The 23,486-nt window shown below is 66.8% G+C and carries 27 protein-coding genes; 3 read left to right on the top strand and 24 right to left on the bottom strand.

Translation table 11 applies throughout. From position 1 onward, the window contains the following. The first annotated feature begins 108 nt into the window (after positions 1-108). A complete protein-coding gene (locus tag ACS5PN_RS23595) occupies positions 109-1,107 on the top strand; it encodes a hypothetical protein (protein WP_439466468.1) in 999 nt (332 codons plus the stop codon). A gap of 48 nt (positions 1,108-1,155) precedes the next feature. Here the strand turns inward: ACS5PN_RS23595 and ACS5PN_RS23590 are convergent, their stop codons facing one another. From ACS5PN_RS23590 to ACS5PN_RS23485, 22 genes are all read right to left on the bottom strand, one after another. Then, a complete protein-coding gene (locus ACS5PN_RS23590; protein WP_439466467.1) occupies positions 1,156-2,019 on the bottom strand; it encodes a 2OG-Fe(II) oxygenase in 864 nt (287 codons plus the stop codon). A gap of 38 nt (positions 2,020-2,057) precedes the next feature. Then, a complete protein-coding gene (acpS, locus tag ACS5PN_RS23585; protein ID WP_439466466.1) occupies positions 2,058-2,480 on the bottom strand; it encodes a holo-ACP synthase in 423 nt (140 codons plus the stop codon). Next, on the bottom strand, positions 2,477-2,974 hold the full coding sequence (locus ACS5PN_RS23580; RefSeq protein WP_439466465.1) for a GNAT family N-acetyltransferase: 498 nt from the start codon (positions 2,972-2,974) through the stop codon (positions 2,477-2,479). The genes acpS and ACS5PN_RS23580 overlap by 4 nt, the downstream gene beginning before the upstream one ends. Beyond that, positions 2,971-3,738 carry a pyridoxine 5'-phosphate synthase gene (locus ACS5PN_RS23575; RefSeq protein WP_439466464.1) on the bottom strand — a complete coding sequence of 256 codons (768 nt, stop codon included), beginning with the start codon at positions 3,736-3,738 and terminating at the stop codon, positions 2,971-2,973. The genes ACS5PN_RS23580 and ACS5PN_RS23575 overlap by 4 nt, the downstream gene beginning before the upstream one ends. 4 nt (positions 3,739-3,742) lie before the next feature. Next, the gene (gene recO / locus ACS5PN_RS23570; RefSeq protein WP_439466463.1) at positions 3,743-4,501 is read right to left on the bottom strand and encodes a DNA repair protein RecO; all 759 of its coding nucleotides are present in this window, start codon (positions 4,499-4,501) and stop codon (positions 3,743-3,745) included. Further along, a complete protein-coding gene (gene era / locus ACS5PN_RS23565) occupies positions 4,498-5,409 on the bottom strand; it encodes a GTPase Era (protein WP_439466462.1) in 912 nt (303 codons plus the stop codon). The genes recO and era overlap by 4 nt, the downstream gene beginning before the upstream one ends. After that, complete coding sequence (rnc, locus tag ACS5PN_RS23560) at positions 5,406-6,098, bottom strand: ribonuclease III (protein ID WP_439466461.1); 693 nt, start codon at positions 6,096-6,098, stop codon at positions 5,406-5,408. The genes era and rnc overlap by 4 nt, the downstream gene beginning before the upstream one ends. A gap of 25 nt (positions 6,099-6,123) precedes the next feature. Then, positions 6,124-6,507, bottom strand: coding sequence for a DUF4845 domain-containing protein (locus tag ACS5PN_RS23555; RefSeq protein ID WP_439466460.1), 384 nt, complete (start codon positions 6,505-6,507; stop codon positions 6,124-6,126). 8 nt (positions 6,508-6,515) lie between these two features. Then, positions 6,516-7,499 carry a signal peptidase I gene (gene lepB / locus ACS5PN_RS23550; protein WP_439466459.1) on the bottom strand — a complete coding sequence of 328 codons (984 nt, stop codon included), beginning with the start codon at positions 7,497-7,499 and terminating at the stop codon, positions 6,516-6,518. A 21-nt stretch (positions 7,500-7,520) separates the two neighbouring features. Next, positions 7,521-9,329: a translation elongation factor 4 gene (gene lepA / locus ACS5PN_RS23545; RefSeq protein ID WP_439466458.1), complete on the bottom strand. Its 1,809-nt coding sequence runs from the start codon at positions 9,327-9,329 to the stop codon at positions 7,521-7,523. A gap of 517 nt (positions 9,330-9,846) precedes the next feature. Next, positions 9,847-11,316, bottom strand: coding sequence for a DegQ family serine endoprotease (locus ACS5PN_RS23540; RefSeq protein WP_439466457.1), 1,470 nt, complete (start codon positions 11,314-11,316; stop codon positions 9,847-9,849). 61 nt (positions 11,317-11,377) lie between these two features. Then, positions 11,378-11,887: a sigma-E factor negative regulatory protein gene (locus ACS5PN_RS23535; protein WP_439466456.1), complete on the bottom strand. Its 510-nt coding sequence runs from the start codon at positions 11,885-11,887 to the stop codon at positions 11,378-11,380. Then, a complete protein-coding gene (locus ACS5PN_RS23530) occupies positions 11,881-12,465 on the bottom strand; it encodes a sigma-70 family RNA polymerase sigma factor (RefSeq protein WP_439466455.1) in 585 nt (194 codons plus the stop codon). The genes ACS5PN_RS23535 and ACS5PN_RS23530 overlap by 7 nt, the downstream gene beginning before the upstream one ends. Next, entirely contained in the window at positions 12,462-12,875 is a 414-nt protein-coding gene (locus tag ACS5PN_RS23525) for a hypothetical protein (protein ID WP_439466454.1), read from the bottom strand. The genes ACS5PN_RS23530 and ACS5PN_RS23525 overlap by 4 nt, the downstream gene beginning before the upstream one ends. Positions 12,876-12,890: 15 nt before the next feature. After that, complete coding sequence (gene fabF / locus ACS5PN_RS23520) at positions 12,891-14,135, bottom strand: beta-ketoacyl-ACP synthase II (protein ID WP_439466453.1); 1,245 nt, start codon at positions 14,133-14,135, stop codon at positions 12,891-12,893. Positions 14,136-14,169: 34 nt separating this feature from the next. Then, entirely contained in the window at positions 14,170-14,409 is a 240-nt protein-coding gene (acpP, locus tag ACS5PN_RS23515) for an acyl carrier protein (protein WP_056204266.1), read from the bottom strand. 90 nt (positions 14,410-14,499) lie between these two features. Further along, complete coding sequence (fabG, locus tag ACS5PN_RS23510; RefSeq protein WP_439466452.1) at positions 14,500-15,243, bottom strand: 3-oxoacyl-ACP reductase FabG; 744 nt, start codon at positions 15,241-15,243, stop codon at positions 14,500-14,502. A gap of 1 nt (position 15,244) precedes the next feature. After that, entirely contained in the window at positions 15,245-16,192 is a 948-nt protein-coding gene (gene fabD, locus ACS5PN_RS23505; protein ID WP_439466451.1) for an ACP S-malonyltransferase, read from the bottom strand. Positions 16,193-16,233: 41 nt separating this feature from the next. Further along, entirely contained in the window at positions 16,234-17,214 is a 981-nt protein-coding gene (locus ACS5PN_RS23500; protein WP_439466450.1) for a beta-ketoacyl-ACP synthase III, read from the bottom strand. 14 nt (positions 17,215-17,228) lie between these two features. Then, the gene (gene plsX / locus ACS5PN_RS23495; RefSeq protein ID WP_439466449.1) at positions 17,229-18,326 is read right to left on the bottom strand and encodes a phosphate acyltransferase PlsX; all 1,098 of its coding nucleotides are present in this window, start codon (positions 18,324-18,326) and stop codon (positions 17,229-17,231) included. A gap of 111 nt (positions 18,327-18,437) precedes the next feature. Next, a complete protein-coding gene (rpmF, locus tag ACS5PN_RS23490) occupies positions 18,438-18,623 on the bottom strand; it encodes a 50S ribosomal protein L32 (RefSeq protein WP_056876082.1) in 186 nt (61 codons plus the stop codon). Between the two features lie 173 nt (positions 18,624-18,796). Further along, entirely contained in the window at positions 18,797-19,351 is a 555-nt protein-coding gene (locus ACS5PN_RS23485) for a YceD family protein (RefSeq protein WP_439466448.1), read from the bottom strand. A gap of 32 nt (positions 19,352-19,383) precedes the next feature. Here ACS5PN_RS23485 and ACS5PN_RS23480 point away from each other — a divergent pair, with 32 nt between their 5' ends. Further along, on the top strand, positions 19,384-19,959 hold the full coding sequence (locus ACS5PN_RS23480; protein ID WP_439466447.1) for a Maf family nucleotide pyrophosphatase: 576 nt from the start codon (positions 19,384-19,386) through the stop codon (positions 19,957-19,959). Further along, positions 19,956-20,717: an SAM-dependent methyltransferase gene (locus ACS5PN_RS23475; RefSeq protein WP_439466446.1), complete on the top strand. Its 762-nt coding sequence runs from the start codon at positions 19,956-19,958 to the stop codon at positions 20,715-20,717. The genes ACS5PN_RS23480 and ACS5PN_RS23475 overlap by 4 nt, the downstream gene beginning before the upstream one ends. Here ACS5PN_RS23475 and ACS5PN_RS23470 read toward each other — a convergent pair. Beyond that, the gene (locus ACS5PN_RS23470; RefSeq protein WP_439466445.1) at positions 20,714-22,177 is read right to left on the bottom strand and encodes a DEAD/DEAH box helicase; all 1,464 of its coding nucleotides are present in this window, start codon (positions 22,175-22,177) and stop codon (positions 20,714-20,716) included. The two genes, ACS5PN_RS23475 and ACS5PN_RS23470, sit on opposite strands and share 4 nt — an antisense overlap. A 27-nt stretch (positions 22,178-22,204) precedes the next feature. Beyond that, complete coding sequence (locus ACS5PN_RS23465; RefSeq protein ID WP_439466444.1) at positions 22,205-23,335, bottom strand: MraY family glycosyltransferase; 1,131 nt, start codon at positions 23,333-23,335, stop codon at positions 22,205-22,207. Positions 23,336-23,486: the final 151 nt, after the last annotated feature.

Raw genomic sequence — 23,486 nt, 5'->3', positions numbered from 1 at the left:
CGGTGGGTGAAATTACCCCGGCGGGCTGACGCAGCCCCGCTCCTCGCGCCTTCTACGATGCCGCCCGGCTGCCAGCCCGGCGGCATTTTTCTTCATGGAGCTGTCCTCGTGACCCTTGCACTCCCGCTGCGCCCGCTGTTTGCCGGCGCCCTGCTCGCCCTGAACCTGGGTGCCATCGCGGCGCCGACGTCCATCGTCTTCGACACGACGCCGCGCGCCGGCCAGCATCAGCGCCAGCTGATGGACATGCAGGCCGTGATGAAGATGCGGGTCGAACCCGGCGAAGCTGCCACGGAAGAAGAGCGCGCCAAGATCGCCCAGGCAGCCGAGCGCATGTCCCAGATGGGGCCGATGAAGATGTCCATGCAGATGCAGCAGACGCTGAAGGTGGGGCAAGCGGATGCAGACGGCTGGCTGCCGATGACCGTGGCCACGGTCGGCCAGGGCGTCAAGCTGGAAGTGGGTGGCAAGGCCGTGCCTGTGCCGGCGCCCAAGACCGATGTCGGCTTTGTCGCCCGCTTCAATCCGCGCGACTTCGCCTTCGAGATCCGGGAAGTGCAGGGCTCACCCGAACTCAGCGAAATGATGCGCCAGCAGGGCAACACGACGGTGGCCCAGGCCCTGCAGCTGTTCAAGACCCTGAAGGAGAGACCGCTCAAGGTGGGCGACAGCGTCGACGTGCCGCTGAAGATGAATCTGCCGGTGCCCATGCCGGGCGCGGCGGGCGGTATGGATGGCGTCGTGCACTACACCCTTGCACGCCTGGAGCGGGGCGTGGCCTATTTCGATCTGGCCATGGACCTGAAGCTGGACATCAACACGCCGATCCCCACGCCGCCCGGCGCCGCCTCCGCCCCGCAGGGTGAAGCGGCCTCCGCGACTGCGACGCCGCCCAAGATGCTGCACATGGTCATCAACGGGGGCGGCAAGGGCCACAGCGCGCTGCGGCTGGCCGACCGCCTGGCCCTGAACAGCAAGCTCGACATGGACATGCAGATGACGGTGGACATGCCCGACAACGGTCGCATGCTGATGGACATGAGCATGGTCATGCAGTCCAAGGGCGAATCCCTGGCCAAGCCCGTTGCGGCCAAGAAAGCGCCTTGAACCGGCGCGGCGGCCGATGCCTGAGGCCGCGCCGGTGGCGCGAAGTCCTCAGCCCTTGGTGCCTTCCCGGATCCGGCGCAGTCCACGCAACAGGATGGGAGGGAGCCAATCCTTCATCTGGTTGCCGCGTCGCTGGCGCCGCGCCTCGGCCCGCACGGCGGCATCATCCGTCGGCCGGGCACGGTAGTCCGTCGAGTTCGCGGGCACTTCCTCGTAGATGCCTTTCGAACCGGTGTAGTAGTACAGCGCGATCGACTTGCGAGTGACGTCCAACGGGCAGGCCAGGGGATCGGGATGACCATGGAAGGAAGTGGCATCGGTGCTGAAAACGACGCAGCGATTGAACAAGGGCGCCACGCCCTTGGCCTTCCCCTGCATCTGGCGATCCCACAGCTCGAGCTCGCCGCCCCATTCTGGCTGCCAATCCTTGTTCAGGTAGATCAGCATATTGAGTCGGCGCTGCAGGTGCAGCCGCTCGTTGACGCGGAAATCGGCATGGATGCCCAGCTTTCCTCCCGTGCTGATTTCGTGATAGCCGCCACCGTCGAAATACGGGTCGGAAACCAGTCCCTGGATCGTCGTCAGGCCTTCCAGGAATTGCAGCACCGGTGCTGAATTGAAGAAGCCGAACAGGTTGCGGTGATAGGCGGAACAGTCGCCGGGAAACACCTGCCGCTTGTGCAAGCCGGTGTAGCCATCTTCAAACCTCTTGTCACGGGAGCTCGCCTGAGGAAAGTTTTGCAGGATGGCCTCGGCCAACTCCTTCGGCAGGAAATCGTCAATGACGATGTGAGGAAATGGCTCAGCGAAGCAATAGTCGCCGGCAAGGTCCTCACCGAGCGCCCTCGCGATCTTCGGGTCGAGCCGGAGGTCACCTCCATCCACAGGTAGCGTTGCCTTGATCTGGTCCATCTCTTCTTGATTCCCTGATATCACTTCAAATCGACTGTTCACTTCGTACAGTCTTGCGGCGCTCGCGGCGCACTCGATTCAACAACGACGAAGCTGACCGCATAGTCGCTCTCGTCGCTCAACGTCACCTGGCCGCAAAGGTTTCGTTCGGCGAACCAGATAGCCAGCGCACCAGACAACCGAAGCACCGGCTTGCCACTGGCTTCGTTGAGTATCTGGCAGTCGGGCATGCGCATCGGCAGATGCAGACCGAGACCGATGGCCTTGCTGAAGGCCTCCTTCGCCGAAAACCGCGTCGCGAGAAACCGGATACCGCGCGCTTCGGCGCGAGCGCGGCGAGCCCGAAAGACGCGCAGCTCCTCGAGGCCCAGCACCTTCTCGGCAAAGCGCTCGCCGCGACGCGCCAGCGCGGCTTCCACGCGGCGGATGTCGCAGATATCGGTGCCGATGCCGTAGATCATGGGAAGGCGATGACCTCGTTGGTGATGGCCTGGCCATCCAGCATGAAGTGGGTCTGGCCGATGTTCTGGCCCCCCTCTCGGGCATAGAAGCGCAGCGCCCCCGCGTTGCCCACCCAGACGCTGAGCCACAGACCTTCGCCAGGCCAGGTCTCACGGGCGGCCTGCAGCAGCAGGGAGCCCAGGCCGCGGCCGGTGCAGGGCGGCGCGACGTAGAGCCGCTTCAGCTCGTTGCGCGGCACTGCGGCGGGCACCGGCGCCGGCACGCCGCGCCCGATCTGGGCGAAGCCTTGCAGGGCAGCGCCCTCCTCCAGCAGCCAGATCGCCTGTGCGGGGTCGGCGATGACGTCTTCAAAGGCGGCGGGCAGGAAGGATTCGGCCAGATAGGGCAGGAAGCGCTGTTCGACACCCTCCGCCGCATAACTGTCCAGCCACACCCACTGGGCCAGTGCGGCGAGACGCGGCGCATCGTCCGCGCGAGCACGGCGCAGATTCATGTGTAGGCGGTAGCGATGACGCGCAGATAGGCCTGGACCGTGCCGGCATAGCCCAGCTCCAGCGCGTCGGCGATCAGGGCATGGCCAATCGAGGCCTCCTGCACGCCGGGCACATGGCGCAGGAAGACACTGAGGTTGTCGCGGTTCAGGTCATGCCCGGCATTGATGCCCAGGCCCACCTTCAGCGCTGCTTCGGCCGTGGCCGTGAAGCCCGCCAGCACGCCGTCCTGGCGCTCGGTGCCGAAGGCACTGGCAAAGGTCTCGGTGTAGAGCTCGATGCGATCGGCGCCCAGCTCGGCCACGGCGGCCATGGCCGCGGGGTTGGGGTCCATGAAAAGGCTGACGCGCACGCCCAGATCTTGGGCTTCCTGGATCAGCGGCTTCAGGCGCTGGGCGTCCTGCGGCAGCGTCCAGCCGTGGTCGGAGGTGAACTGGTCTTCCGAATCGGGCACGAAGGTGACCTGGTGGGGGCGGTGCTGGCGCACGAAGTCCATCAGGTTCTGGGTCGGGTTGCCTTCGATGTTGAACTCGGCCTGGGGCCAGTCCTTCAGGAAGGCAGCCAGGTCGTCGACGTCGCCGGCGCGGATGTGGCGCGCGTCGGGCCGCGGGTGCACGGTGATGCCCTGGGCCCCCGCCAGTAGGCATTGCTCGGCGGCGCGCAGCACGCTGGGAATGCCCAGGTGGCGGGTGTTGCGCAGCAGCGCGACCTTGTTGACGTTGACGGACAGGGCGCAGCGGGCGCCGGCGTGAGCGAGCGGGTTCATGGGGTCACGAATCGAGCAGTTGTTGCACGTCCACCATCAGCGCGCGGGTGCGCAGCGGCTGGTGCCCCAGATGGTAGTGGAGCAGCCCGCGCAGCGTCGTCTTCAGGGTCTGGGGGGCGGTGGCACAGGCCTGGCGCAGCGCCGCCATGCTGCCGTGCAGCAGCGCGGCCTGCAGCTGGATCAGCAACGCGCCCGGCAGGCTGGCGTCGCTGGTGGGCGGGATGAGGCCGGACTCGGCCGACAGCTGGTAGCGGCGCACGGGATCGATGGGCGCCTGTGTGGGCGTGACGACGCTGAGATCCGGCAGCAGGCCCAGTTCGGCCAGCAACCTGATCTCGAAGGCGCGCAGCACCGCATCGCCCTCCGCCAGATGGGCCAAGGCATCGGCATAGGCGTCGAAGAGCTGGGGATGCGGGTCATGACGGGCCAGCAGCTTGAGCAGCAGCTCGTTCAGGTAGTAGCCGGAGAACAGCGCGGCGCCGCTGGGTAGGGTCGCACCGCCGCCCCATTCGGCGCTGCGCAGCGTCTGTACCTCGCCACCTTCGGCTGACGACGATTTCCCCGGCTTGCTCAGGGAGACGTTGATGCGCTGCAGCGGCAACAGCACCGCGCGCAGCTGCGAATAAGGCCGCTTGGCGCCCTTGGCCGCGACCGCGATGCGGCCGGACTCGCGCGTGAACAGGTCCAGGATGAGGCTGGACTCGCTCCAGTCATGCTGGTGCAGCACATAGGCGGGCTGCACCGAGGGCGTTCTGAGACTCACTCGTAGCCGTAGGAGCGGAGGTGTTCCTCCGTATCCGCCCAGCCCGAGCGGACCTTGACCCACAGTTCCAGGAACACCCGGCCATCCATCAGATGCTCCAGCTCCTGGCGCGACTCCGAGCCGATGCGCTTCAGGCGCTCGCCGCCCTGGCCGATGATCATGCCCTTGTGGGCGTCGCGCTCGACGACGATGCTGGCGCTGATGCGGCGCAGCTCGCCCTCCTCTTCCCATTTGTCGATGACGACGGTGGAGGTGTAGGGCAGCTCGTCGCCGGTCAGGCGGAACAGCTTCTCACGGATGATTTCGCTGGCCAGGAACTTCTCGCTGCGGTCGGTCAGCGCGTCTTCCTCGTAGAACCAGCCCTGCTCCGGCAGATAGGGCTTGAGGATCTTGAAGAGGCGGGTGACGTCAGCCTCCTTCTTGGCCGACAGCGGCACGAACTCGCTGAAATTGCGGCGCTCCTGCATGCCCTTGAGCCAGGGCGCCAGCTCGGCGCGGCGGTGCACGGCGTCGAGCTTGTTGGCGATCAGCACGACGGGCTTGTCTTCCGGCAGCAGGCCCAGCACCTTGGCGTCGTCCAGGCCGAAGCGGCCGGCCTCGACGACGAACAGCACCAGGTCCACGTCGGCCAGCACGCCATGCACGGTGCGGTTCAGCGTGCGGTTCAGTGCAGCGTTGTGCTTGGTCTGAAAGCCGGGGGTGTCGACAAAAACGAACTGGGCCTCGTCGACGGTGCGCACGCCGGTGATGCGGTGGCGGGTCGTCTGGGCCTTGTCGGAGGTGATGCTGACCTTCTGGCCGACCAGGGCATTCAGCAGCGTGGATTTGCCGACGTTGGGGCGGCCGACGATGGCGATGAGGCCACAGCGCTGGGGTACTTCGGTGTCAGGCTTGGGCTCGGTGGTCATGGTTTGCCTCGTTCGGCGGTCAGTCTATCCAGCAGGCGGCGGGCGGCCTCCTGCTCGGCGATGCGGCGCGAACGTCCTTCGCCCAGTTCGGCCACGTCCAGGGCCGGCACGGCGCATTCGACCTCGAAGGTCTGGGCATGGGCCTGGCCGCGCGTGGCGACGATACGGTAGCTCGGCACGGCGATGCGGCGGGCCTGCAGCCATTCCTGCAACGCGGTCTTGGCATCCTTGGCGAAGTCGCCCGCGCTGGCGGACGTCGCGATGGTTTCACCCAGCAGGCGGCGCACGATGGCCAGTGCCGCGTCGTAGCCGGCGTCCATGTAGGCCGCACCCAGCACGGCCTCGACGGCATCGGCCAGGATGGACGGACGCTGGGCGCCGCCGCCGCGGGCCTCGCCGTCGGACATCTTCAGCACGGCCGGCAGGCCCAGGGCCAGGGCCAGCTTGTGCAGACTGTCCTCGCGCACCAGATGGGCTCGCACACGGGTCAGGTCGCCCTCGTCGGAGCCGGCATAGCGCTCGTAGAGCAGGCTGGAAACCGCCAGGCTCAACACCGCATCGCCCAGGAATTCCAGGCGCTCGTTGTGGTCGGCACCGTAGCTGCGGTGAGTGACAGCTCGCGCCAGCAGATCGGGCCGCTGGAAGCGGTGGCCGATGCGGCGTTGCAGGTCGTCAAGTGCAGCGCTCATCGTCGCGACATCGGCGTCACCGCCGTCAACGAGACTTGCCCCGGTACTTGATCAGCAGATAGACCGGACCGAAGAGATCGACTTCCTTGTCCCAGGCGAACTCGATGACGAGCTTGTCATTGGCGTCCTTGGTGACGACCAGATCGCCGGAGGTGATGCTCTGGATGGAGTATTCGACCTGCCTGGACTGGTCGAAGGCCGCGCGCACGGCCGGCACGGTCGACGGGTTGCTCGCCGCGATGCGGTCGACCACACGCTGCACGGTGTAGTACTCCAGCACCGTGGGGAAGACCTTCATGCCGACAACGGCCGTGACGGCAATGATGACGCCCCAGAACAGCAGGCCGAACAGCGTGACACCACGCTGGCTGCGGGACGGGGAAGACGGTGAAAGGCGGCAGCTGCTCATCTGGGGTATCAATTGAAGAAGGTACCGATGCGCTTGAGATTACCGAAATTCATCCAGACCAAGAAGGCCTTGCCGACGATGTTTTCATCAGGCACAAACCCCCAGAAGCGCGAATCCCGCGAGTTGTCGCGGTTGTCGCCCAGCATGAAGTAGTGGCCGGCCGGCACCTTGCAGGTCACGCCTTCGATGGTGTAGCGGCAATTCTCCTGGAAGGGGAAGGGGCCGTCGGCACGGTCGGCGCGGAAGAAGGTCTGGGCTTGCGGCTGCACCAGGATCTCGTGCTCCTTGTCGCCAAGCTTCTCCATGAAGCGGGGGCGGTAGACGCGCGGCGAGCTGCTGTCGTCGTAGAAGGTGCCCAGCGGCTGGGTCGGTGCCAGCTGGCCGTTGATGTAGAGCTTCTGGTTGACGTAGCTGATCTCGTCGCCCGGGATGCCGGCCACGCGCTTGATGAAGTCGGTGCTGGGGTCCTCGGGGTAGCGGAACACCATCACGTCGCCGCGCTTGACATCGTTGTTGGCGATGATCTTCTTGTTGATCACCGGCAGGCGGATGCCGTAGTGGAACTTGTTGACCAGGATGAGGTCGCCCACCAGCAGCGTCGGCACCATCGACCCCGACGGGATCTTGAAGGGCTCGAACAGAAAGCTGCGCAGCAGGAAGACGACCAGGATCACCGGGAACAGGCCGGCCGTCCAGTCCAGCCACCAGGGCTGCTGCAGCAGCTGCTGGCGCGCCGGCTCGATGTCGCCGTCCACCCGGGCGATGCCCTGGGCGGCGAGCGTCTCGCGGCGCTTGGCGTCGTTGGCCGCCAGCGCATCGGCGGCGGCGCGGCGGGCCGGCGCAAAGTGGAAGCGCTCGGCCAGCCAGTAAAACAGCGTGACCGCCGTCAGGACGAAGAGCAGCAGCGCGAAGTTGCCATTCCATCGACCGGCGTACCAGCCGCCCAGATAGGCCACCAGGGCCGCATACAAAACGCCGGTGAGAACGCTCATCGATTGAAAGGGCATGGGGAGTTAATCGTCGACCTGCAGGATGGCGAGGAAGGCTTCTTGCGGCACTTCCACGGAGCCGATCTGCTTCATGCGCTTCTTGCCGGCCTTTTGCTTTTCCAGCAGCTTGCGCTTGCGGGTGATGTCACCACCGTAGCATTTTGCCAGCACGTTCTTGCGCAGCGCCTTGATGTTCTCGCGGGCGATGATGTTGGCGCCAATGGCGGCCTGGATGGCCACGTCATACATCTGGCGCGGGATCTGCTCGCGCATCTTGGCGGCCACGCCGCGGCCGCGATACTGGCTCTGGCTGCGGTGCACGATCATCGACAACGGGTCGACCTTGTCGCCGTTGATCAGGATGTCGACCTTGACGACGTCGGCGGCGCGATATTCCTTGAACTCGTAGTCCATGGAGGCATAGCCGCGCGAGACGCTCTTGAGCTTGTCGAAGAAGTCCAGCACGATCTCAGCCAGCGGGATCTCATAGGTCAGCATGACCTGCTTGCCGTGGTAAGCCATGTTGAGCTGCACGCCGCGCTTCTGGTTGGCCAGCGTCATGACGACGCCGACGTAGTCCTGCGGCATGTAGAGATGCACCGTGACGATGGGCTCGCGGATCTCGCGCATGGCGCCGATCTCGGGCATCTTGGACGGGTTCTCGACCTGGATGACCTCGCCGGTGTTCAGCTCGACCTCATAAATGACGCTGGGCGCCGTCGTGACGAGGTCCTGGTCGAACTCGCGCTCCAGGCGCTCCTGCACGATCTCCATGTGCAGCAGGCCGAGGAAGCCGCAGCGAAAGCCAAAGCCCAGGGCCTGGCTGACCTCGGGCTCGTAGCGCAGCGAGGAGTCGTTGAGGCTGAGCTTTTCCAGCGCGTCGCGCAACTGGTCGTATTCGCTGGCTTCGGTCGGGTACAGGCCCGCGAACACCTGGGGCTGGATTTCCTTGAAACCGGGCAGGGCCTCGGTCGCCGGGCCGGCGTTGTTGGGCAGCTTCTTTTCCAGCGTGACGGTGTCACCCACCTTGGCCGCGGCGAGTTCCTTGATGCCGCAGATGATGAAGCCCACCTCGCCGGCCTTCAGACCCTCGCGGTTCTCGCTCTTGGGGGTGAACACGCCCAGGTGGTCGATCGGGTAGACCGTGTTGGTGTTCATCATGCGGATGCGCTCGCCCTTGCGCAGCTCGCCGTCCACCACACGCACCAGCATGACGACGCCGACGTAGTTGTCGAACCAGGCGTCGATGATCATGGCGCGCGGTGCCGCGTCGGGGTTGCCGCGCGGCGGCGGCATGCGGGCGATCACGGCCTCGATGATCTCGTCGATGCCCATGCCGGTCTTGGCCGAGCAGGGGATGGCATCGTCGGCGTCGATGCCGATGACGTCCTCAATCTCGGCCTTGGCGTTGTCCGGATCCGCCGACGGCAGGTCCATCTTGTTCAGCACCGGCACCACCTCGACGCCGAGGTCCAGGGCCGTGTAGCAGTTGGCCACCGTCTGGGCCTCGACACCCTGCGACGCGTCGACCACCAGCAGCGCGCCTTCACAGGCCGACAGCGAACGGCTGACTTCATAAGAAAAGTCCACATGCCCCGGCGTGTCGATCAGGTTCAGGTTGTAGACCTGGCCGTCCTTGGCCTTGTACTGCAGCGCGGCGGTCTGGGCCTTGATGGTGATGCCGCGTTCGCGCTCCAGATCCATGGAGTCCAGCACCTGCGCTTCCATCTCGCGATCGCTCAAGCCTCCGCAACGCTGAATGATGCGGTCGGCCAACGTGCTCTTGCCGTGGTCGATGTGGGCAATGATGGAGAAGTTGCGGATGTGGTTCATGCTGAGAACTGCGCTCGGCGCCGTAAACGCAAAGGCTTCAGCCGATGCATGGAAGGCTCACGCGCGACAAGCGACGTGAAGGCCCGCGAGGGCCGTGCCGAAAATAAAAAAAAGGCACGTCGAAGAGGCGACGTGCCTTCCAACAAAAGGTATGGCAACTGCTTGTTGGGCTTTCATTGTAGCCAAAAGGCCCGGCCGGGAAGCCGCACCAGCATTGGTTTTCCGGCCGTTGCAGGCTGCCAACAAGGAATTTTAACCACAGCTTATCCACAAGTTCTTGTGGATCGCCTGTGGAAGAAATCCCGGTGTCATGAACGGCCTTCGATTCCACCGTTGGACACCGCTTTCTAAGGCGCGTCGAGGCCTGATTTTAGCGGGTTGCGCGAACAATCCGAGCTCGAATACATAAGTTAGCAGGCGCCAACTTCAAAAAACGGTGGACAACTTCGGCCGCCGGCCGACCCGGCCTTGCCGCATCGCGGAAAGCCCGAGGCGGCGGCTGAGGTTTTGCGCTAGTTCAGCGGGCCGGCTTCAGCAGCACGAAGCTGGTGACGTCGTCCCGGCGCACGACCAGGTTGAGGGTCTTGTTCTTGTCGGCCTTGGCGATCAGCGCCTGGAAGGCCTTGACGGACGCCACCTCGACGTTGTCCACCGACAGGATGAGATCGCCCTCGCGCAGACCGGCACGGGCGGCGGCACCGGTGGCGCTGTCGACCATGACGCCGGACTTGAGCTTCATCTCCTTGCGCTGAGCCTCGGGCACGTCGGACACCTTCAGCCCAAGTGCCGTGCTCGGAGCAGTGGCGGGTGCCGGCTCCTTGCTGCCTTCATCGCTGCCGCTGCCGGGCTTCTTGCTGCGCTCGTCTTCGCCGATGGTGACGACGATGTCCTTGGTGGTGCCGCGGCGGAAGACGGTCAGCGTGGTCTTGGCGCCAGGCTTCACATTGGCCACCAGGCGGCGCAGGTCGGCGGCCTTGTCCACCGTCTTGCCGTCAACCTTGGTGACGACGTCGCCCCCCTCGACACCGGCCTTCTCGGCCGGGCTGCCGGCGACGACGGAACGGATGACGGCGCCTTGCGGCTTGCCCAGGCCGATGGCCTCGGCGATTTCCTTGGTCAGGTCATCCGGCAGCACGCCGAGGTAGCCGCGCACCACGCGGCCGCCGGCACGCAGCTCATCGGCCACGCGGATGGCATCGGCGATGGGAATCGCGAACGAGATGCCCATATAGCCGCCGTTCTGGCTGTAGATCTGCGAGTTGATGCCGATGACTTCGCCGCGCATGTTCACCAGCGGGCCGCCGGAGTTGCCCGGGTTGATGGCCACGTCGGTCTGGATCAGCGGCAGCAGATCGCCGGTGTCGCGTTGCTTGGCGCTGATGATGCCGGCCGTCACGGTGTTCTCCAGGCCGAAAGGCGAGCCGATGGCCATGACCCATTCGCCGACCTTGGACTTGTTGCTGTCGCCGACCTTGACGACCGGCAGGCCCGTGGCCTCGACCTTGACGACGGCGACGTCGGAGCGCTGGTCGGCGCCGATCAGCTTGGCCTTGAGCTCGCGCTTGTCGGTCAGCGTGACGATGACCTCGTCGGCGCCCTGCACCACGTGGGCATTGGTCAGCACATAGCCGTCGGCGCTCAGGATGAAGCCCGAGCCGACGCCGCGGCGCATCGGGCCGTCGTCGTCCGGCGTTCCACCACCGCGCGGCGCACCGCGACGCTGGTTGGGCACGGGGATGCCGAAGCGCTTGAAGAACTCCTGCATCTGCTCGTTCATCTCTGCCTGGCCTTCGGTCATCTTGACCTTCTCGGCGGTGCGGATGTTGACGACGGCCGGGCCGACGCTTTCGACCAGGTCGCTGAAGTCCGGCAGGCCGCGCGGCTGGGCGGTGGCAGGCGTCTGGCCCAGGGCCAGGGCGAGGGCCAGCGCTGTGCCGGAGAGCAGCAGGCGCGTACGCGCGGGAGTCGAACGGTTCTCAGCGTGCATATCGGATTCCCAGGATTCAGCGGGCAAACAGTCGGGGCAAATGGGGGGCCTGCGCCGGACTTCAAGGACGGGCTTGAGAGGCTGCGGGCTCCGGCAGGGTCAGGTTCCAGTCGATGACCTCGGGCGGCGCATCGGGCAGGGTACGGCCTGCGACGGTCTGCGCAAAGCTCAGGCCACCAAGGCCCTGCGCCCGCGGTGTTGCTATCGGTGCAGAAGCCAGCTCGACGTCCCCGGGGGGCGCCGGCCGCAGCAGGCCGACGCCCAGGGCCAGGGCCACGAAGCTGGCCGCCACCGCCAGCGGCGCCAGCCACTCGCGGCGGCGCCGGGGCTGGGTCGCCTCGACGGGCATCTGGGCATGCAGGGCCGCGAGCAAGGCCTCGGGCTCGCGACGCAGGGGCGGCAGTTCGGCGCGCAGGCCGTCGCCGGCGGCGTGCCAGAGGGCCCAGCGCTCGCGCAGCTCGGGGTTGCTCGCCCAGGCTGCATTCACGCGCGCCCATTCGGCCGGCGTCGCGCGGCCGTCCATGACGGCGGACAGGGCCTCGTTCAAGGCATCGTCGACAGGGCTCACCATCGCCGCCCTCCCCCGCCGCCCAGCAGCGGCCGCAGACGCGCGGCCACGGCTTCACGCGCACGGAAGATGCGCGAACGCACCGTACCTGGCGGGCAGTTCATCAGATCACCGATCTCGTCGTAGCTCAAGCCATCCACCTCTCGCAGCAGCAGCGCACGGCGCTGGTCGTCGGCCAGGTCTGCAACGGCGTTGTCCAGTTCCCGGGCCAGCTGGCGACCCGCGAGCAGGGCCTCAGGGGTCGCATCGTCGCTTGGAGCCGCGTCGGTGCCGAAAGTTCCCTCGTCGTCGTCCAAGGATTCCATCGGCCGCTGGCGGGCGCGGTGGCGCTTGGCGGCATTGATGGCGATGCGGTAGATCCAGGTGTAGAAGGCGCTTTCGCCACGGAAGGCCGGCAGGGCCCGGTAGGCAGCCAGGAAGGTTTCCTGGCAGAGGTCGGCCACGTCTTCGGGCGAGCGCACGCTGCGCGACAGCAGGCGCTCGACGCGGCGCTGGTATTTCAGCACCAGCATGTCGAAGGCAGCCCCGCTGCCGGCCTGGGCTTCGCGCACCAGCAGGGCGTCGGCGTCCGATTCGCTCATTGCGGGGCTCGCGGCGCGGAGAACAGCGTCGCGCGCAGCGCTGTCCACTGCGACTGTTGCTGGCGCCTTGACAGCGGCAACCAACGCGGACCGGGCGCGGCGCGCAACAGCAACCAGGCATCGAGGTCGATCAGCACGGCAAGTTGGACAGCGGTTTCATCGTCCTGGCCCGGCTCGGCCAGCCACCAAGTCTGGCCGTCCCAGCGCAGGCGGCGGGGCAGCACGGCGGCGGCCCGCCAGGCATAGGCGATGCAGATCGGCACGGCCAACAGCGTGGGCCATGCCGACAAGGTGTAAATGAGGACCCAGGCGGCCAGGCCTCCCGAGGCCAGCCCGGCAACGAGGGCCACGGCGGCCTGAACGGCCGGCTGGGGCTGCAACTGCACGACGACCGGCGGCGTGCGGCGCATCGCCGGCGCTCGCGGTCAGACGCGCTTGAAGATCAGCGTGCCGTTGGTGCCGCCGAAGCCGAAGTTGTTCTTCGCCGCGACGTCGATCTTCATGGGCCGCGCCTCGTTGGCGCAGTAGTCCAGGTCGCACTCGGGATCCTGGTTGAAGATGTTGATCGTCGGCGGCGCGACCTGGTCGCGGATGGCCAGGGCCGTGAACACCGACTCGATACCACCCGCCCCGCCCAGCAGGTGGCCGGTCATGGACTTGGTCGAGCTGATGACCATGTTCTTGGCGTGATCGCCAAAGGCCAGCTTGATCGCGTTGGTCTCGTTCACGTCACCCAGCGGCGTGGACGTGCCGTGGGCGTTCATGTACTGGACCTGGTCGGGGTTCATGCCCGCATTGCGCAGCGCCGCGCGCATGGAGCGCTTGGGGCCGTCGACGTTGGGGGCGGTCATGTGGTACGCGTCCGCACCCATGCCGAAACCAGCCAGCTCGCAGTAGATCTTGGCGCCGCGCTTCTTGGCGTGTTCGTACTCTTCGAGCACCAGCACGCCGGCACCCTCACCCAGCACGAAGCCGTCACGGTCCTTGTCCCAGGGTCGGGATGCGGTCGCGGGATCGTCGTTGCGGGTGGAAAGCGCCCGGGCTGCGGCGAAACCGCCGATGCCCAGCGGCGACACCGCACCTTCAGCACCGCCCGCGATCATCACGTCGGCGTCGCCGTACTCGATGAGGCGGCCGGCTTCACCGATCGCATGCAGGCCCGTGGTGCAGGCCGTCACGATCGCCAGGTTGGGTCCCTGGAAGCCGAAGTTGATGGAGACATGGCCCGAGATCATGTTGATGATCGAGGCCGGGATGAAGAACGGCGAGATGCGGCGCGGGCCGCGGTTCATCAGCTCGGTGTGAGTGTCTTCGATCAGCGGCAGGCCGCCAATGCCCGAACCCACGAGCACGCCGATGCGCTCGGCCTGTTCTTCGGTCAGCTGGTCTCCGGTAGGAATGCCGGAGTCACGCACCGCCTGGAAAGCCGCCGCCAGCCCGTAATGGATGAAGCCATCCATGTGCCGGGCTTCCTTGGCGGGGATGTAGTCCTCGATGTTGAAGCCCTTGACCTCACCCGCAAAGTGGCATGCCAGGTTGCTGGCATCGAAACGGGTGACAGTGGCAATGCCGGAACGACCGGCGAGGATATTGGCCCAACCCTCGGCAACAGAGTTGCCGACGGGACTGATCAGGCCAAGACCGGTGACGACAACGCGACGACGGCTCATGCAGTGCGGATCAGAGTTGCGAGAGAAAAAGGCCTCAGGCCTTCTGGTGCTTGACGGCGTAGTCGATCGCCAGCTGCACGGTGGTGATCTTCTCGGCTTCTTCGTCCGGGATCTCGATGCCGAACTCGTCTTCGAGGGCCATCACCAGTTCCACGGTGTCGAGAGAATCGGCGCCCAGGTCAGCAACGAAAGCCTTCTCGTTGGTGACGTCGGCTTCCGCCACGCCGAGTTGCTCGGCAATGATCTTCTTCACTCGTGCTTCGATATCGCTCATGAAACTCCTCCAGGAGAGGTTTGCAGAAAACAGCCCGGCATTCTACGGGCACTAGATGGACGCCCCTAATTCAAGGCGTCCGGGCCAAATTCAGGCCATGTACATGCCGCCGTTGACGTGCAGCTCGGTGCCCGTAATGTAGGCACCACCCGGTGACGCCAGGAAGGCAACGGCCGCGGCGATTTCCTCGGGCGCGCCGAGACGCCCCAGCGGGATCTGGGCCAGCAACGCGGCCTTCTGGGCCTCGGGCAGGACCTCGGTCATGTCGGTGGCGATGAAGCCCGGCGCAATGCAGTTGACCGTGATGCCGCGGCTGCCCAGCTCACGGGCGAGGCACCGGGTCAGACCGGCCACGCCGGCCTTGGCGGCGGCGTAGTTGGCCTGGCCGGCATTGCCGGAGGCGCCGACGACGGAGGTGATGTTGATGATGCGGCCGGAGCGCTGCTTCATCATCGGCTTGGTCGCCGCGCGGGCGAGGCGGAAGACGGCCTTGAGGTTGGTGTCGACGACGGCATCCCAGTCGTCGTCCTTCATGCGCATGGACAGGCCATCGCGCGTGATGCCGGCGTTGTTGACCAGCACATGCAGGCCGCCTTCCTTGGCGACGATGTCGTCCACGGCAGCCTGGCTGGCGGCGGCGTCGGTCACGTTCAGCGCGATGCCGCGGCCGCCATGGAGCGCCAGGGCCTCGGTGATGGCGGCGGCGCCGGATTCGGTCGTGGCCGTGCCGACGACGCGCCAACCTTCGTTGGCCAGGGCCAGGGCGATGGCGCGGCCGATGCCGCGGCTGGCGCCGGTGACGAGGGCGACTCCCTTGGATGCGGATTCAGTCATTTCAGCCACCTCCCAGCAGCGCACGGGCTTCGGCCAGCGAAGCGGGATCAAAGACGCATGCGGCCTGCAGTTCGCCGTCGATGCGCTTGGCCATGCCGGTCAGCACCTTGCCGGGGCCGGCTTCGATGATGTGGCCGACACCACGGGCCTTCAAGGCCTGCACGACCTCGACCCAGCGCACCGGCCCGAAGGCCTGGCGGTAGAGGGCGTCGCGCAGCGCGGCGTCGTTGTCGGTGACGGCCACGTCGATGTTGTTGATGACGGGGAAGGCGGCAGCCTGGAACTGCACGGTCGCCAGCTTTTCCTTCAGGCGCTCGGCCGCCGGTTTCATCAGGCTGGAATGAAAGGGTGCCGACACCGGCAGCGGCAGGGCGCGCTTGGCGCCAGCGGCCTTCAGGATCTCGGCGGCCTTGTCGGCGCCGGCCTTGCTGCCGGCGATCACCGTCTGCTTGGGGTCGTTGAAGTTGACGGCCTCGACGGCTTCGCCCGTTTCGGCAGCAGCTTGGGCGCAACCGGCGCGGACGGCATCACCGTCCAGGCCCAGGATGGCGTACATGGCGCCAGCACCCACGGGCACGGCTTCCTGCATGGCCTGGGCGCGGAAGCGCACCAGCGGCAGCGCGTCGGCCAGGCTCAGGGCGCCGGCCGCAACCAGAGCGGTGTACTCACCCAGCGAATGGCCGGCGGCAGCGACGGGCCTGGCACCGGTCTCGGCGACGAAGGCGCGCCAGCAGGCGATGCCGGCGGTCAGCATGACGGGCTGGGTGTTGGTCGTCAGGTCCAGTTGTTCCTTGGGACCGGCGTGGATCAACGCACCGATATCCTCGCCCAGGGCGGCGGAGGCTTCTTCCAAGGTACGGCGGACTTCGAGGTGGTCGCCCCAGGCGTCGAGCATGCCGACGGCCTGCGAGCCTTGGCCGGGAAAGACAACGGCGAAAGGTGCAGTCATGAGATCAATTCCAGTTGATGCGCCGGCGCAGCCGGCGTCGCTCAATATTTGAGCAGGGCGGCGCCCCAGGTGAAACCGCCGCCGACACCTTCCAGCAGCAGGGTGTCGCCACGCTGGATGCGGCCGCTGCGGATCGCGACGTCCAGGGCCAGCGGCACGGAGGCGGCGGACGTGTTGCCATGCTCGTCGACGGTGGCGATGAGCTTGTTCAGGTCCATCTTCAGCTTCTTGGCCGTGCCCTGCATGATGCGAATATTGGCCTGATGCGGGATCAGCCAGTCGATGTCGGCGTCCGTCATGCCCGCCTTTTCCAGCACCGAGCGGGCGACCTTCTCCAGCACGCCGACGGCGAGCTTGAACACGGCCTGGCCGTCCATCTTCAGGAAGGGGCTGCCAAGCACCTGGCCGCCGGCGACGGTACCGGGCGTGCACAGGACGTCGACATGGCGGGAGTCGGCATGCAGCTCGGTGGCGAGGATGCCGGGCTCAGAGCTGGCGCCAAGCACCACGGCACCAGCACCATCGCCGAACAGCACGCAGGTGGTGCGGTCCTTGAAGTCGAGGATGCGCGAGAACACCTCGGCACCGACGACCAGGGCCTTGTTGGCGGCACCGCTCTTGATCATCGAGTCGGCCACGCTCAGCGCGTAGACGAAGCCCGAGCAGACGGCCTGCACGTCGAAGGCCGCGCAGCCATGCACGCCGAGCTTCTTCTGCAGCAGGCAGGCGGTGGACGGGAAGACCATGTCCGGCGTGGACGTGGCGACGATGATGAGGTCGATCTCTTCGGCGGCGATGCCGGCGGCTTCCAGTGCAGCTTGCGCGGCCGGGAAGGCGAGGTCGCTGGCGCCCTGGTCGGCCGCCGCGAAATGGCGGGCGCGGATACCGGTGCGCTCGACGATCCAGTCGTCCGAGGTCTCGACACCGTCGGCCGCGAGGCGATCGGCCAGGGCCTGGTTGGTCACGCGGTCGGCCGGCAGGAAGCTGCCGGTGCCGAGGATGCGGGAATAGCGGGGAGTCAAGGTTCCAGTAGGGCTCATGCAGCCTGCGCGACGGAGTTCGCCGCGTTGTCTCCAGCATCGTTCGCCTTGGACTGAAGCGTGGCGACGATGCGGTCGTGGACCCGGTCAAGCAGCCGGTTGCGGGCGGCATCATAAGCGCGGGCCAAAGCCTGCTCGAAGGCGAAGGCATCGGCCGAGCCGTGGCTCTTGAAGACCAGGCCGCGCAGGCCCAGCAGGGCCGCACCGTTGAAGCGGCGGTGGTCGACGCGGTCCTTGAAGGCCTTCAGCACGGGGAGAGCGATCAGGGCAGCGGCCTTGGTCAGCAGGTTGCGGCTGAACTCTTCCTTGATGAAAGCGCCGATCATGGTGGCCAAGCCTTCCGACGTCTTGAGCATGACGTTGCCGACGAAGCCGTCGCAGACGACGATGTCCGTCGTGCCCTTGTAGATGTCGTTGCCTTCGACATTGCCGAAGAAGTTCAGCTGGCCAGCCGCACCGGCGGCACGCAGCAGTTCGCCGGCCTGCTTGATGGTCTCGCTGCCCTTGATGGCTTCTTCGCCGATATTGAGCAGGCCCACGCTGGGCTCTTCATTGCCCTCGACGGCCGATACCAGGGCGCTGCCCATGACGGCGAACTGCAACAGATGCTCGGCCGTGCAATCCACGTTGGCGCCGAGGTCCAGCACCGTCGTGAAGCGGCCACGCTGGTTGGGCATGACGGTGGCGATGGCCGGGCGGTCGATGCCGTCCAGCGTCTTCAGCAGATAGCGGGCCACGGCCATCAAGGCGCCGGTATTGCCGGCGGACACGCAGGCATGGGCCAGGGCCGGATTGCCTTCGCGATCGACCTTGAGCTGCTGGAGGGCGACGCGCATCGACGAGTCGCGCTTGCGGCGCAGCGCGACTTCGACGGGGTCTTCCATCGTGATGACCTCGCTGGCCGCGACGATGCGGCAACGCGGCCAGGCAGCAGCGGCGGTCAGCGCTTCGGGCTTGCCGACGAGGATGAGTTCGGCGCCAGGATGCTTGTCGAGAAAGGCGCGGCAGGCCGGCAGCGTGACCGAGGGGCCGTGGTCGCCGCCCATGCAGTCGACGGACAGGCGGATCGGTTCAGACAGGGGGGCGGCGGTCATCTCAGTGGTTTTCGTGAGCCACAAAGACCAAACCCGGCGCTGCGCGGTACGCAGGCCGGGTCGGCAGATTCATCGATGGTTTGGCGCCGCACCAGGCGGCACCCGGCACCATCAGGCCGCGTCGGCCTTGCTCTTCAGCACCTTGCGACCACGGTAGAAACCGGTCGGGCTGATGTGGTGACGCAGATGCACTTCGCCGGTCGTCGGCTCGATGGCCGTGCCCGGGGTCACCAGGGCATTGTGGGAACGGTGCATGCCGCGCTTGGAAGGCGACTTCTTGTTTTGCTGAACAGCCATGAAATTCTCCAGAATCTGCGGGTTTTGGGGGCGGACATTGGGGCACTGCCCCGGGGAGTGAGTTCAAGGCTCGAACTCCAGACCGCAGAAAAGCCCACGAGTGTAGCACCGGATGCGCAGTCCGCCAAGCCAAGCCCGTGGGCGGCGCGGAAGAAGGCGCATGGAACATGGCTTCAGGCGCTGCCGCCGCGCTTCAGGGCCGCAAGTTTGGCGAACGGATTGGGGCGCTCGTCCTCTTCCGGTTCGGACTCGTCGTCTACAAGGGCCAAGGGCTCCGGACAGACCTCATGGCGCGGCACCAGTGGCAGGGCCAGCAGCAACTCGTCTTCGATCAGCTCACGCGCATCGAGATGGCGCGGCAGGGCCAGCACATCGTCGTCGCTGTCGACGTCCAGCGCCGCCGCTTCGGCCTCGGTGTCGACGAAGCGGATCCAGCGGTCGATGTCGATGTCCTCATGCACCGGCTTCAGGCAGCGCTGGCAGGTCAGCGCGACCTGGCCGGAAGCGGTCAGGTGCAGCCAGGTCTGGGCCTTGCCGCCTTTGGGCTGGCGGATCTCGCCGTGCAGGCTCCATTGCAGGGCCGGCCAGCCACTGGCGGGAGCCTCGGGAGCGGCCGAATCGGCCAAGCGCTCGAGCGAGGCGGCCGGCCATTCGCCAGCCAGGCTGGCGTCGTCGTGGGCCAGGGCGGCGACGTCGAGCTTCTCGGGAACAAAGGCGCGCGATTTCATGGTCGAGAGTTTAGGCGGGGGAGAATGCCGCCATGCCCCAGTTGATCCTCGCCTCGACCTCGCGCTACCGACAGGAATTGCTGGCCCGGCTGCGCCTGCCTTTCGAGGCTGTCGCTCCCGAAGTCGACGAAACCGCTCTGCCCGGCGAGGCGCCGGCAGCCCTGGCTGAGCGCCTGGCCCTGGCCAAGGCGCGCGTGGTCGCAGCCAGGTTTCCGGGTGCCATCGTCATCGGCTCCGATCAGGTGGCCGATCTGAGCGGCGAAGCCATCGGCAAGCCGGGCACCCACGAGGCCGCCACGGCGCAGCTGCGGCGCATGAGCGGCCGCGAAGTCGTGTTCCAGACCGCCGTGGCGGTGGTCGCACCGGGCCTGGCAGCCATCGAGCGCGCCGAGGTGCGGGTGCGACTGCGCGAGTTGAGCGACGCCGCCATCGAGATCTATCTGCGCGCCGACGAGCCCTATGACTGCGCCGGCAGCGCCAAGGTCGAAAGCCTGGGCATCGCACTGCTCGATGCCGTCGAATCCGATGACCCAACCGCCTTGATCGGCCTGCCGCTGATCCGCACCTGCGCCCTGCTGCGCCGCGCCGGCCTGGAGCCGCTCGCATGACGAAGGGTCGCCTGCTCCTGATGCCCAACACGCTGGACTTCGGCGTCGACGATTCCCTGGACCTGCGCGAGGTGCTGCCGCAGCGCGTCATCGAGCAGGCCGCCAAGCTCACGCATTGGGCGGCCGAAAACGCGAAGACTACGCGCTCGCTGCTCAAACGCGTCGACGCCGTCGCACCGCTGGTGCAGCCGTTGCAGGCCATGCAGATCACCGAACTGCCGCGCCCACCCAAGGGCGGCCGAGGCGGCGGCGATGACGCGGCTGCCTGGCTGGCGCTGCTGGAACCGGCGCATGCCGGGCACGACATTGGATTGATCTCGGAGGCCGGCCTGCCCGCCGTGGCCGACCCGGGCGCTCGCCTCGTCGCGCTGGCACACGAGGCCGGCATCGAGGTGGTGGCCCTGTCTGGGCCCAGCTCGCTGTTGCTGGCCCTGGCGGCGAGCGGCCTCAATGGGCAGAGCTTTGCCTTCGTCGGCTATCTACCGGTTGATGCCAGCGCACGCACGGCCCGCATCCGCGAGCTGGAAGCCCTGTCCGCCAAGGCCCAGCAGACCCAGCTGCTGATCGAGACGCCCTACCGCAACGAAGCGCTGCGCCAGGCCTTGCTGGCGGCTCTGAGGCCCGGCACGCGACTGTCGATCAGCGTTGGCCTGACCTTGCCGGGCGGCTGGACGCAGACCGCCACGGTGGCCGACTGGCGGGCGAATCGCATCGCCCTGCCCGACCGCATCCCTGCGGTGTTTGCCATCCTGGCTTAGGACTCGGCCGGCGCCGGCTTCTTGGCGCCGAACAGCGCCGCCACCTGCTTCTTGGGCTTGATATAACTGGACAGGCCCTTGGCGGCCGGCGTGGCAGCCTTGGCCTTTTCCCAGGTGGGCGGCTCGCTGCCGGCGGCGCTGGCCTCGTAGGGCTTGTCGAAGAACGGATCCTTCGACGGTGCCGGCGGGCGGAAGGCCGGGCGCGGCGCAGGGCGGCTGCTGGCGGCCTCGTCCTCCTCCGGGCGACGGCGCTCGAAGCGCGGCGGACGGCTGTCCTGCAGCTCGAAGGGATCGAGGTCGATCTTGCGCTTGATCAGCTTCTCGATGTCGGCCATCAGGCGGGCATCGGACTTGGTGACCAGGGTGACGGCCAGTCCCGAGGCGCCGGCGCGGCCGGTGCGGCCGATGCGGTGGACATAGTCCTCGGCATTGAAGGGCACGTCGAAGTTGAAGACAGCTGGCAGGTCGGCGATGTCCAGGCCGCGGGCGGCCACGTCGGTGGCCACCAGCAGGTCGACTTCGCCGCGCTTGAAGGCGTCCAGCGACTTCAGGCGCTCGTCCTGGGACTTGTCGCCATGCAGGGCCGCCGTGCGCAGGCCGTCACGCTCGAAGGAGCGCGCCAGGCGGGCGACGCCCAGCTTGGAATTGCCGAAGACGATGGCCTGGCGGATGGCGCGGTCCTTCAGGATCTGCTTGACCACGGCGCGCTTGTCGTCATCGGTCACGCTGATGAAGCGCTGCTCGACGGTCGACGCGGTCTGGTTGGGACGCGCCGTCTCGACCAGGATGGGGTCCTGCAGATAGCTCTGGGCCAGGCGCTTGATCTCGGGCGAGAACGTGGCCGAGAACAGCAGCGTCTGGCGGGCCTTGGGCAGGAAGCTCAGGATGCGCTGCAGGTCGGGCAGGAAGCCGATGTCCAACATGCGGTCGGCTTCGTCCAGCACGACGTACTCGACCTGGTTGAGCACACAGTTCTTGGCCTCGATGTGGTCCAGCAGGCGGCCCGGCGTGGCGATCAGCACCTCGACACCGGCCTTCAGCGCCGCCGTCTGCGGCTTCATGTCGATGCCGCCGAAGACGACGGTCGAGCGCAGATGCGTGTGCTTGGCGTACTTCTTGACGTTCTCGGCGACCTGGTCGGCCAGCTCGCGCGTTGGCGCCAGTACCAGGGCGCGCACCGGGTGGCGGGCCGGCGAGACGCTGGGGTTTTCGTGGCGCAGCATGCGCTGCAACAGCGGGATGGAGAAGGCGGCCGTCTTGCCGGTACCGGTCTGGGCAGCGCCCATGACATCGCGGCCTTCCAGAACGATGGGGATCGCCTTGGCCTGGATGGGCGTCATCATCAGATAGCCGGAATCGGCCACCGCACGCAGCAGTTTGGCGTCCAGAGGAAGGGTGTCGAAGCGGGCAGGCGCCAACTCAACGGGCGCCGCCGCTGCGGACTCGGGGGTTTCTTGCATCCCGTGATTATCCGGGATACGCGAAACCTACTCCGGCCGGGCTACCGGCGGCTGCGATTCCGCCCTCGGATGGAGCACCATCCAGCGCGGCGTACGGAAGCGAACAATGCGCCAGTACAGCAGCACGTAGAAGGCAACGAACAGGCCGAGGCTGATCTGCAGCGCGACGGTGTCGTCCCACCAGATCGTGGCCGGCACGACGGACAGGCTGCACAGCACCCAGAGATAGGGCGCGGTCAGCGCATTGCGGCGCGTCAGCACCGCCGCATCCTTGCTGCCGATGGCCCAACGCATCAGACGGCGGTAGATCAGGCTGTGCAGGTGGATGCCGTCCGGCATGCCGACCGGTCGACCGCGCACCACCTTGCGGCGGTACATCGAGAACACCGTCTCCCACACCGGATAGGCGCAGAGCAGCAGCGGGAACATCGGCGAGACGTCGGGGTTGCGCACCAGCAGCAGGATGGCCAGTTCAGACAGCATGAACCCGAGGAAGTACGCGCCTCCGTCGCCCAGGAAGATCAGGCCGAAGGGGTAGTTCCACATGAAGAATCCGAGCACCGCACCGATGACTGCGATGGCCATGGCCGCGACGAACTGATCGCCGGCCTGCAGGGCGACATATGCCAGGCCCGCCAGCATGAGGGTCGAGCACATCGAGGCCAGGCCATTCATGCCGTCGATGATGTTGATCGAATTCGACACGCCGCTGACGACGAGCAGCGCGAGCAGGTAGCCGCCCACCGCCGTCGCGGCGACGAGGTCCAGGCCCGGAATGGCAGTCTGCTTGATCTGGGCGCCGAGCAGCCAGGCGCCGAGGGCGGCGGCCAGCAGAGTGGCCAGCATGCGGCGCAGCGGGCTGACGCGCTTGGTCAGGTCTTCGACGACGCCCGAGGCGAAGGCGGGAACGCTGCAGGCCAGCAGCACGACCGCCATCTGGCGCATGGCCGGGTAGCGCCAGGCCAGCAAGGCGGTGCCTACCGTGAACCCACCGAAGATGGCAAACCCGCCGATCCGCGGCACCGGGCGCGAATGAAACTTCTGCGGTCCCGACAGATCATGGTCGGCCGACAGAACGCCGTGCAGGTGCGACGAACGAATGATGAGCAGCGTCGCTGCTGTCGCAATGGCGAAGCTCAGGGCGAGGATGGGAAGCATGCGATTTCGCGGACCGTGGGCACCAGTGCTCGACGGCCAGCCCACTGTCGACCTAAAGATGGAAGTGTAGCCAGTGGGCCCTCGCCATCCGGCCGCCGACGGCGCGCTGGCTAGAATCCGCGCCGCCTTTGCCCGTCTCTTGATAGACGAC

The organism is Roseateles sp. NT4 (assembly GCF_051857475.1).
In the GTDB taxonomy this organism is placed as follows: Bacteria; Pseudomonadota; Gammaproteobacteria; order Burkholderiales; family Burkholderiaceae_C; genus Pelomonas.
The sequence above is the reverse complement of the archived record's forward strand: the minus strand, read 5'-3'. Positions and strand labels throughout refer to the sequence as shown.

Coding starts and splice junctions, on each gene's coding strand:
- rpmF (WP_056876082.1), bottom strand. CDS start 18,623: ATGGCTGTTCAGCAAAACAAGAAGTCGCCTTCCAAGCGCGGCATGCAC.
- ACS5PN_RS23590 (WP_439466467.1), bottom strand. CDS start 2,019: ATGGACCAGATCAAGGCAACGCTACCTGTGGATGGAGGTGACCTCCGG.
- acpS (WP_439466466.1), bottom strand. CDS start 2,480: ATGATCTACGGCATCGGCACCGATATCTGCGACATCCGCCGCGTGGAA.
- ACS5PN_RS23540 (WP_439466457.1), bottom strand. CDS start 11,316: ATGCACGCTGAGAACCGTTCGACTCCCGCGCGTACGCGCCTGCTGCTC.
- fabG (WP_439466452.1), bottom strand. CDS start 15,243: ATGACTGAATCCGCATCCAAGGGAGTCGCCCTCGTCACCGGCGCCAGC.
- fabF (WP_439466453.1), bottom strand. CDS start 14,135: ATGAGCCGTCGTCGCGTTGTCGTCACCGGTCTTGGCCTGATCAGTCCC.
- ACS5PN_RS23530 (WP_439466455.1), bottom strand. CDS start 12,465: ATGAGCGAATCGGACGCCGACGCCCTGCTGGTGCGCGAAGCCCAGGCC.
- lepB (WP_439466459.1), bottom strand. CDS start 7,499: ATGAGCGTTCTCACCGGCGTTTTGTATGCGGCCCTGGTGGCCTATCTG.
- ACS5PN_RS23485 (WP_439466448.1), bottom strand. CDS start 19,351: ATGAAATCGCGCGCCTTTGTTCCCGAGAAGCTCGACGTCGCCGCCCTG.
- ACS5PN_RS23470 (WP_439466445.1), bottom strand. CDS start 22,177: ATGCAAGAAACCCCCGAGTCCGCAGCGGCGGCGCCCGTTGAGTTGGCG.
- rnc (WP_439466461.1), bottom strand. CDS start 6,098: ATGAGCGCTGCACTTGACGACCTGCAACGCCGCATCGGCCACCGCTTC.
- ACS5PN_RS23535 (WP_439466456.1), bottom strand. CDS start 11,887: ATGGTGAGCCCTGTCGACGATGCCTTGAACGAGGCCCTGTCCGCCGTC.
- ACS5PN_RS23555 (WP_439466460.1), bottom strand. CDS start 6,507: ATGAGCAGCTGCCGCCTTTCACCGTCTTCCCCGTCCCGCAGCCAGCGT.
- ACS5PN_RS23525 (WP_439466454.1), bottom strand. CDS start 12,875: ATGCGCCGCACGCCGCCGGTCGTCGTGCAGTTGCAGCCCCAGCCGGCC.
- acpP (WP_056204266.1), bottom strand. CDS start 14,409: ATGAGCGATATCGAAGCACGAGTGAAGAAGATCATTGCCGAGCAACTC.
- lepA (WP_439466458.1), bottom strand. CDS start 9,329: ATGAACCACATCCGCAACTTCTCCATCATTGCCCACATCGACCACGGC.
- ACS5PN_RS23580 (WP_439466465.1), bottom strand. CDS start 2,974: ATGAATCTGCGCCGTGCTCGCGCGGACGATGCGCCGCGTCTCGCCGCA.
- era (WP_439466462.1), bottom strand. CDS start 5,409: ATGACCACCGAGCCCAAGCCTGACACCGAAGTACCCCAGCGCTGTGGC.
- ACS5PN_RS23465 (WP_439466444.1), bottom strand. CDS start 23,335: ATGCTTCCCATCCTCGCCCTGAGCTTCGCCATTGCGACAGCAGCGACG.
- fabD (WP_439466451.1), bottom strand. CDS start 16,192: ATGACTGCACCTTTCGCCGTTGTCTTTCCCGGCCAAGGCTCGCAGGCC.
- ACS5PN_RS23475 (WP_439466446.1), top strand. CDS start 19,956: ATGACGAAGGGTCGCCTGCTCCTGATGCCCAACACGCTGGACTTCGGC.
- plsX (WP_439466449.1), bottom strand. CDS start 18,326: ATGACCGCCGCCCCCCTGTCTGAACCGATCCGCCTGTCCGTCGACTGC.
- ACS5PN_RS23575 (WP_439466464.1), bottom strand. CDS start 3,738: ATGAACCCGCTCGCTCACGCCGGCGCCCGCTGCGCCCTGTCCGTCAAC.
- ACS5PN_RS23480 (WP_439466447.1), top strand. CDS start 19,384: ATGCCCCAGTTGATCCTCGCCTCGACCTCGCGCTACCGACAGGAATTG.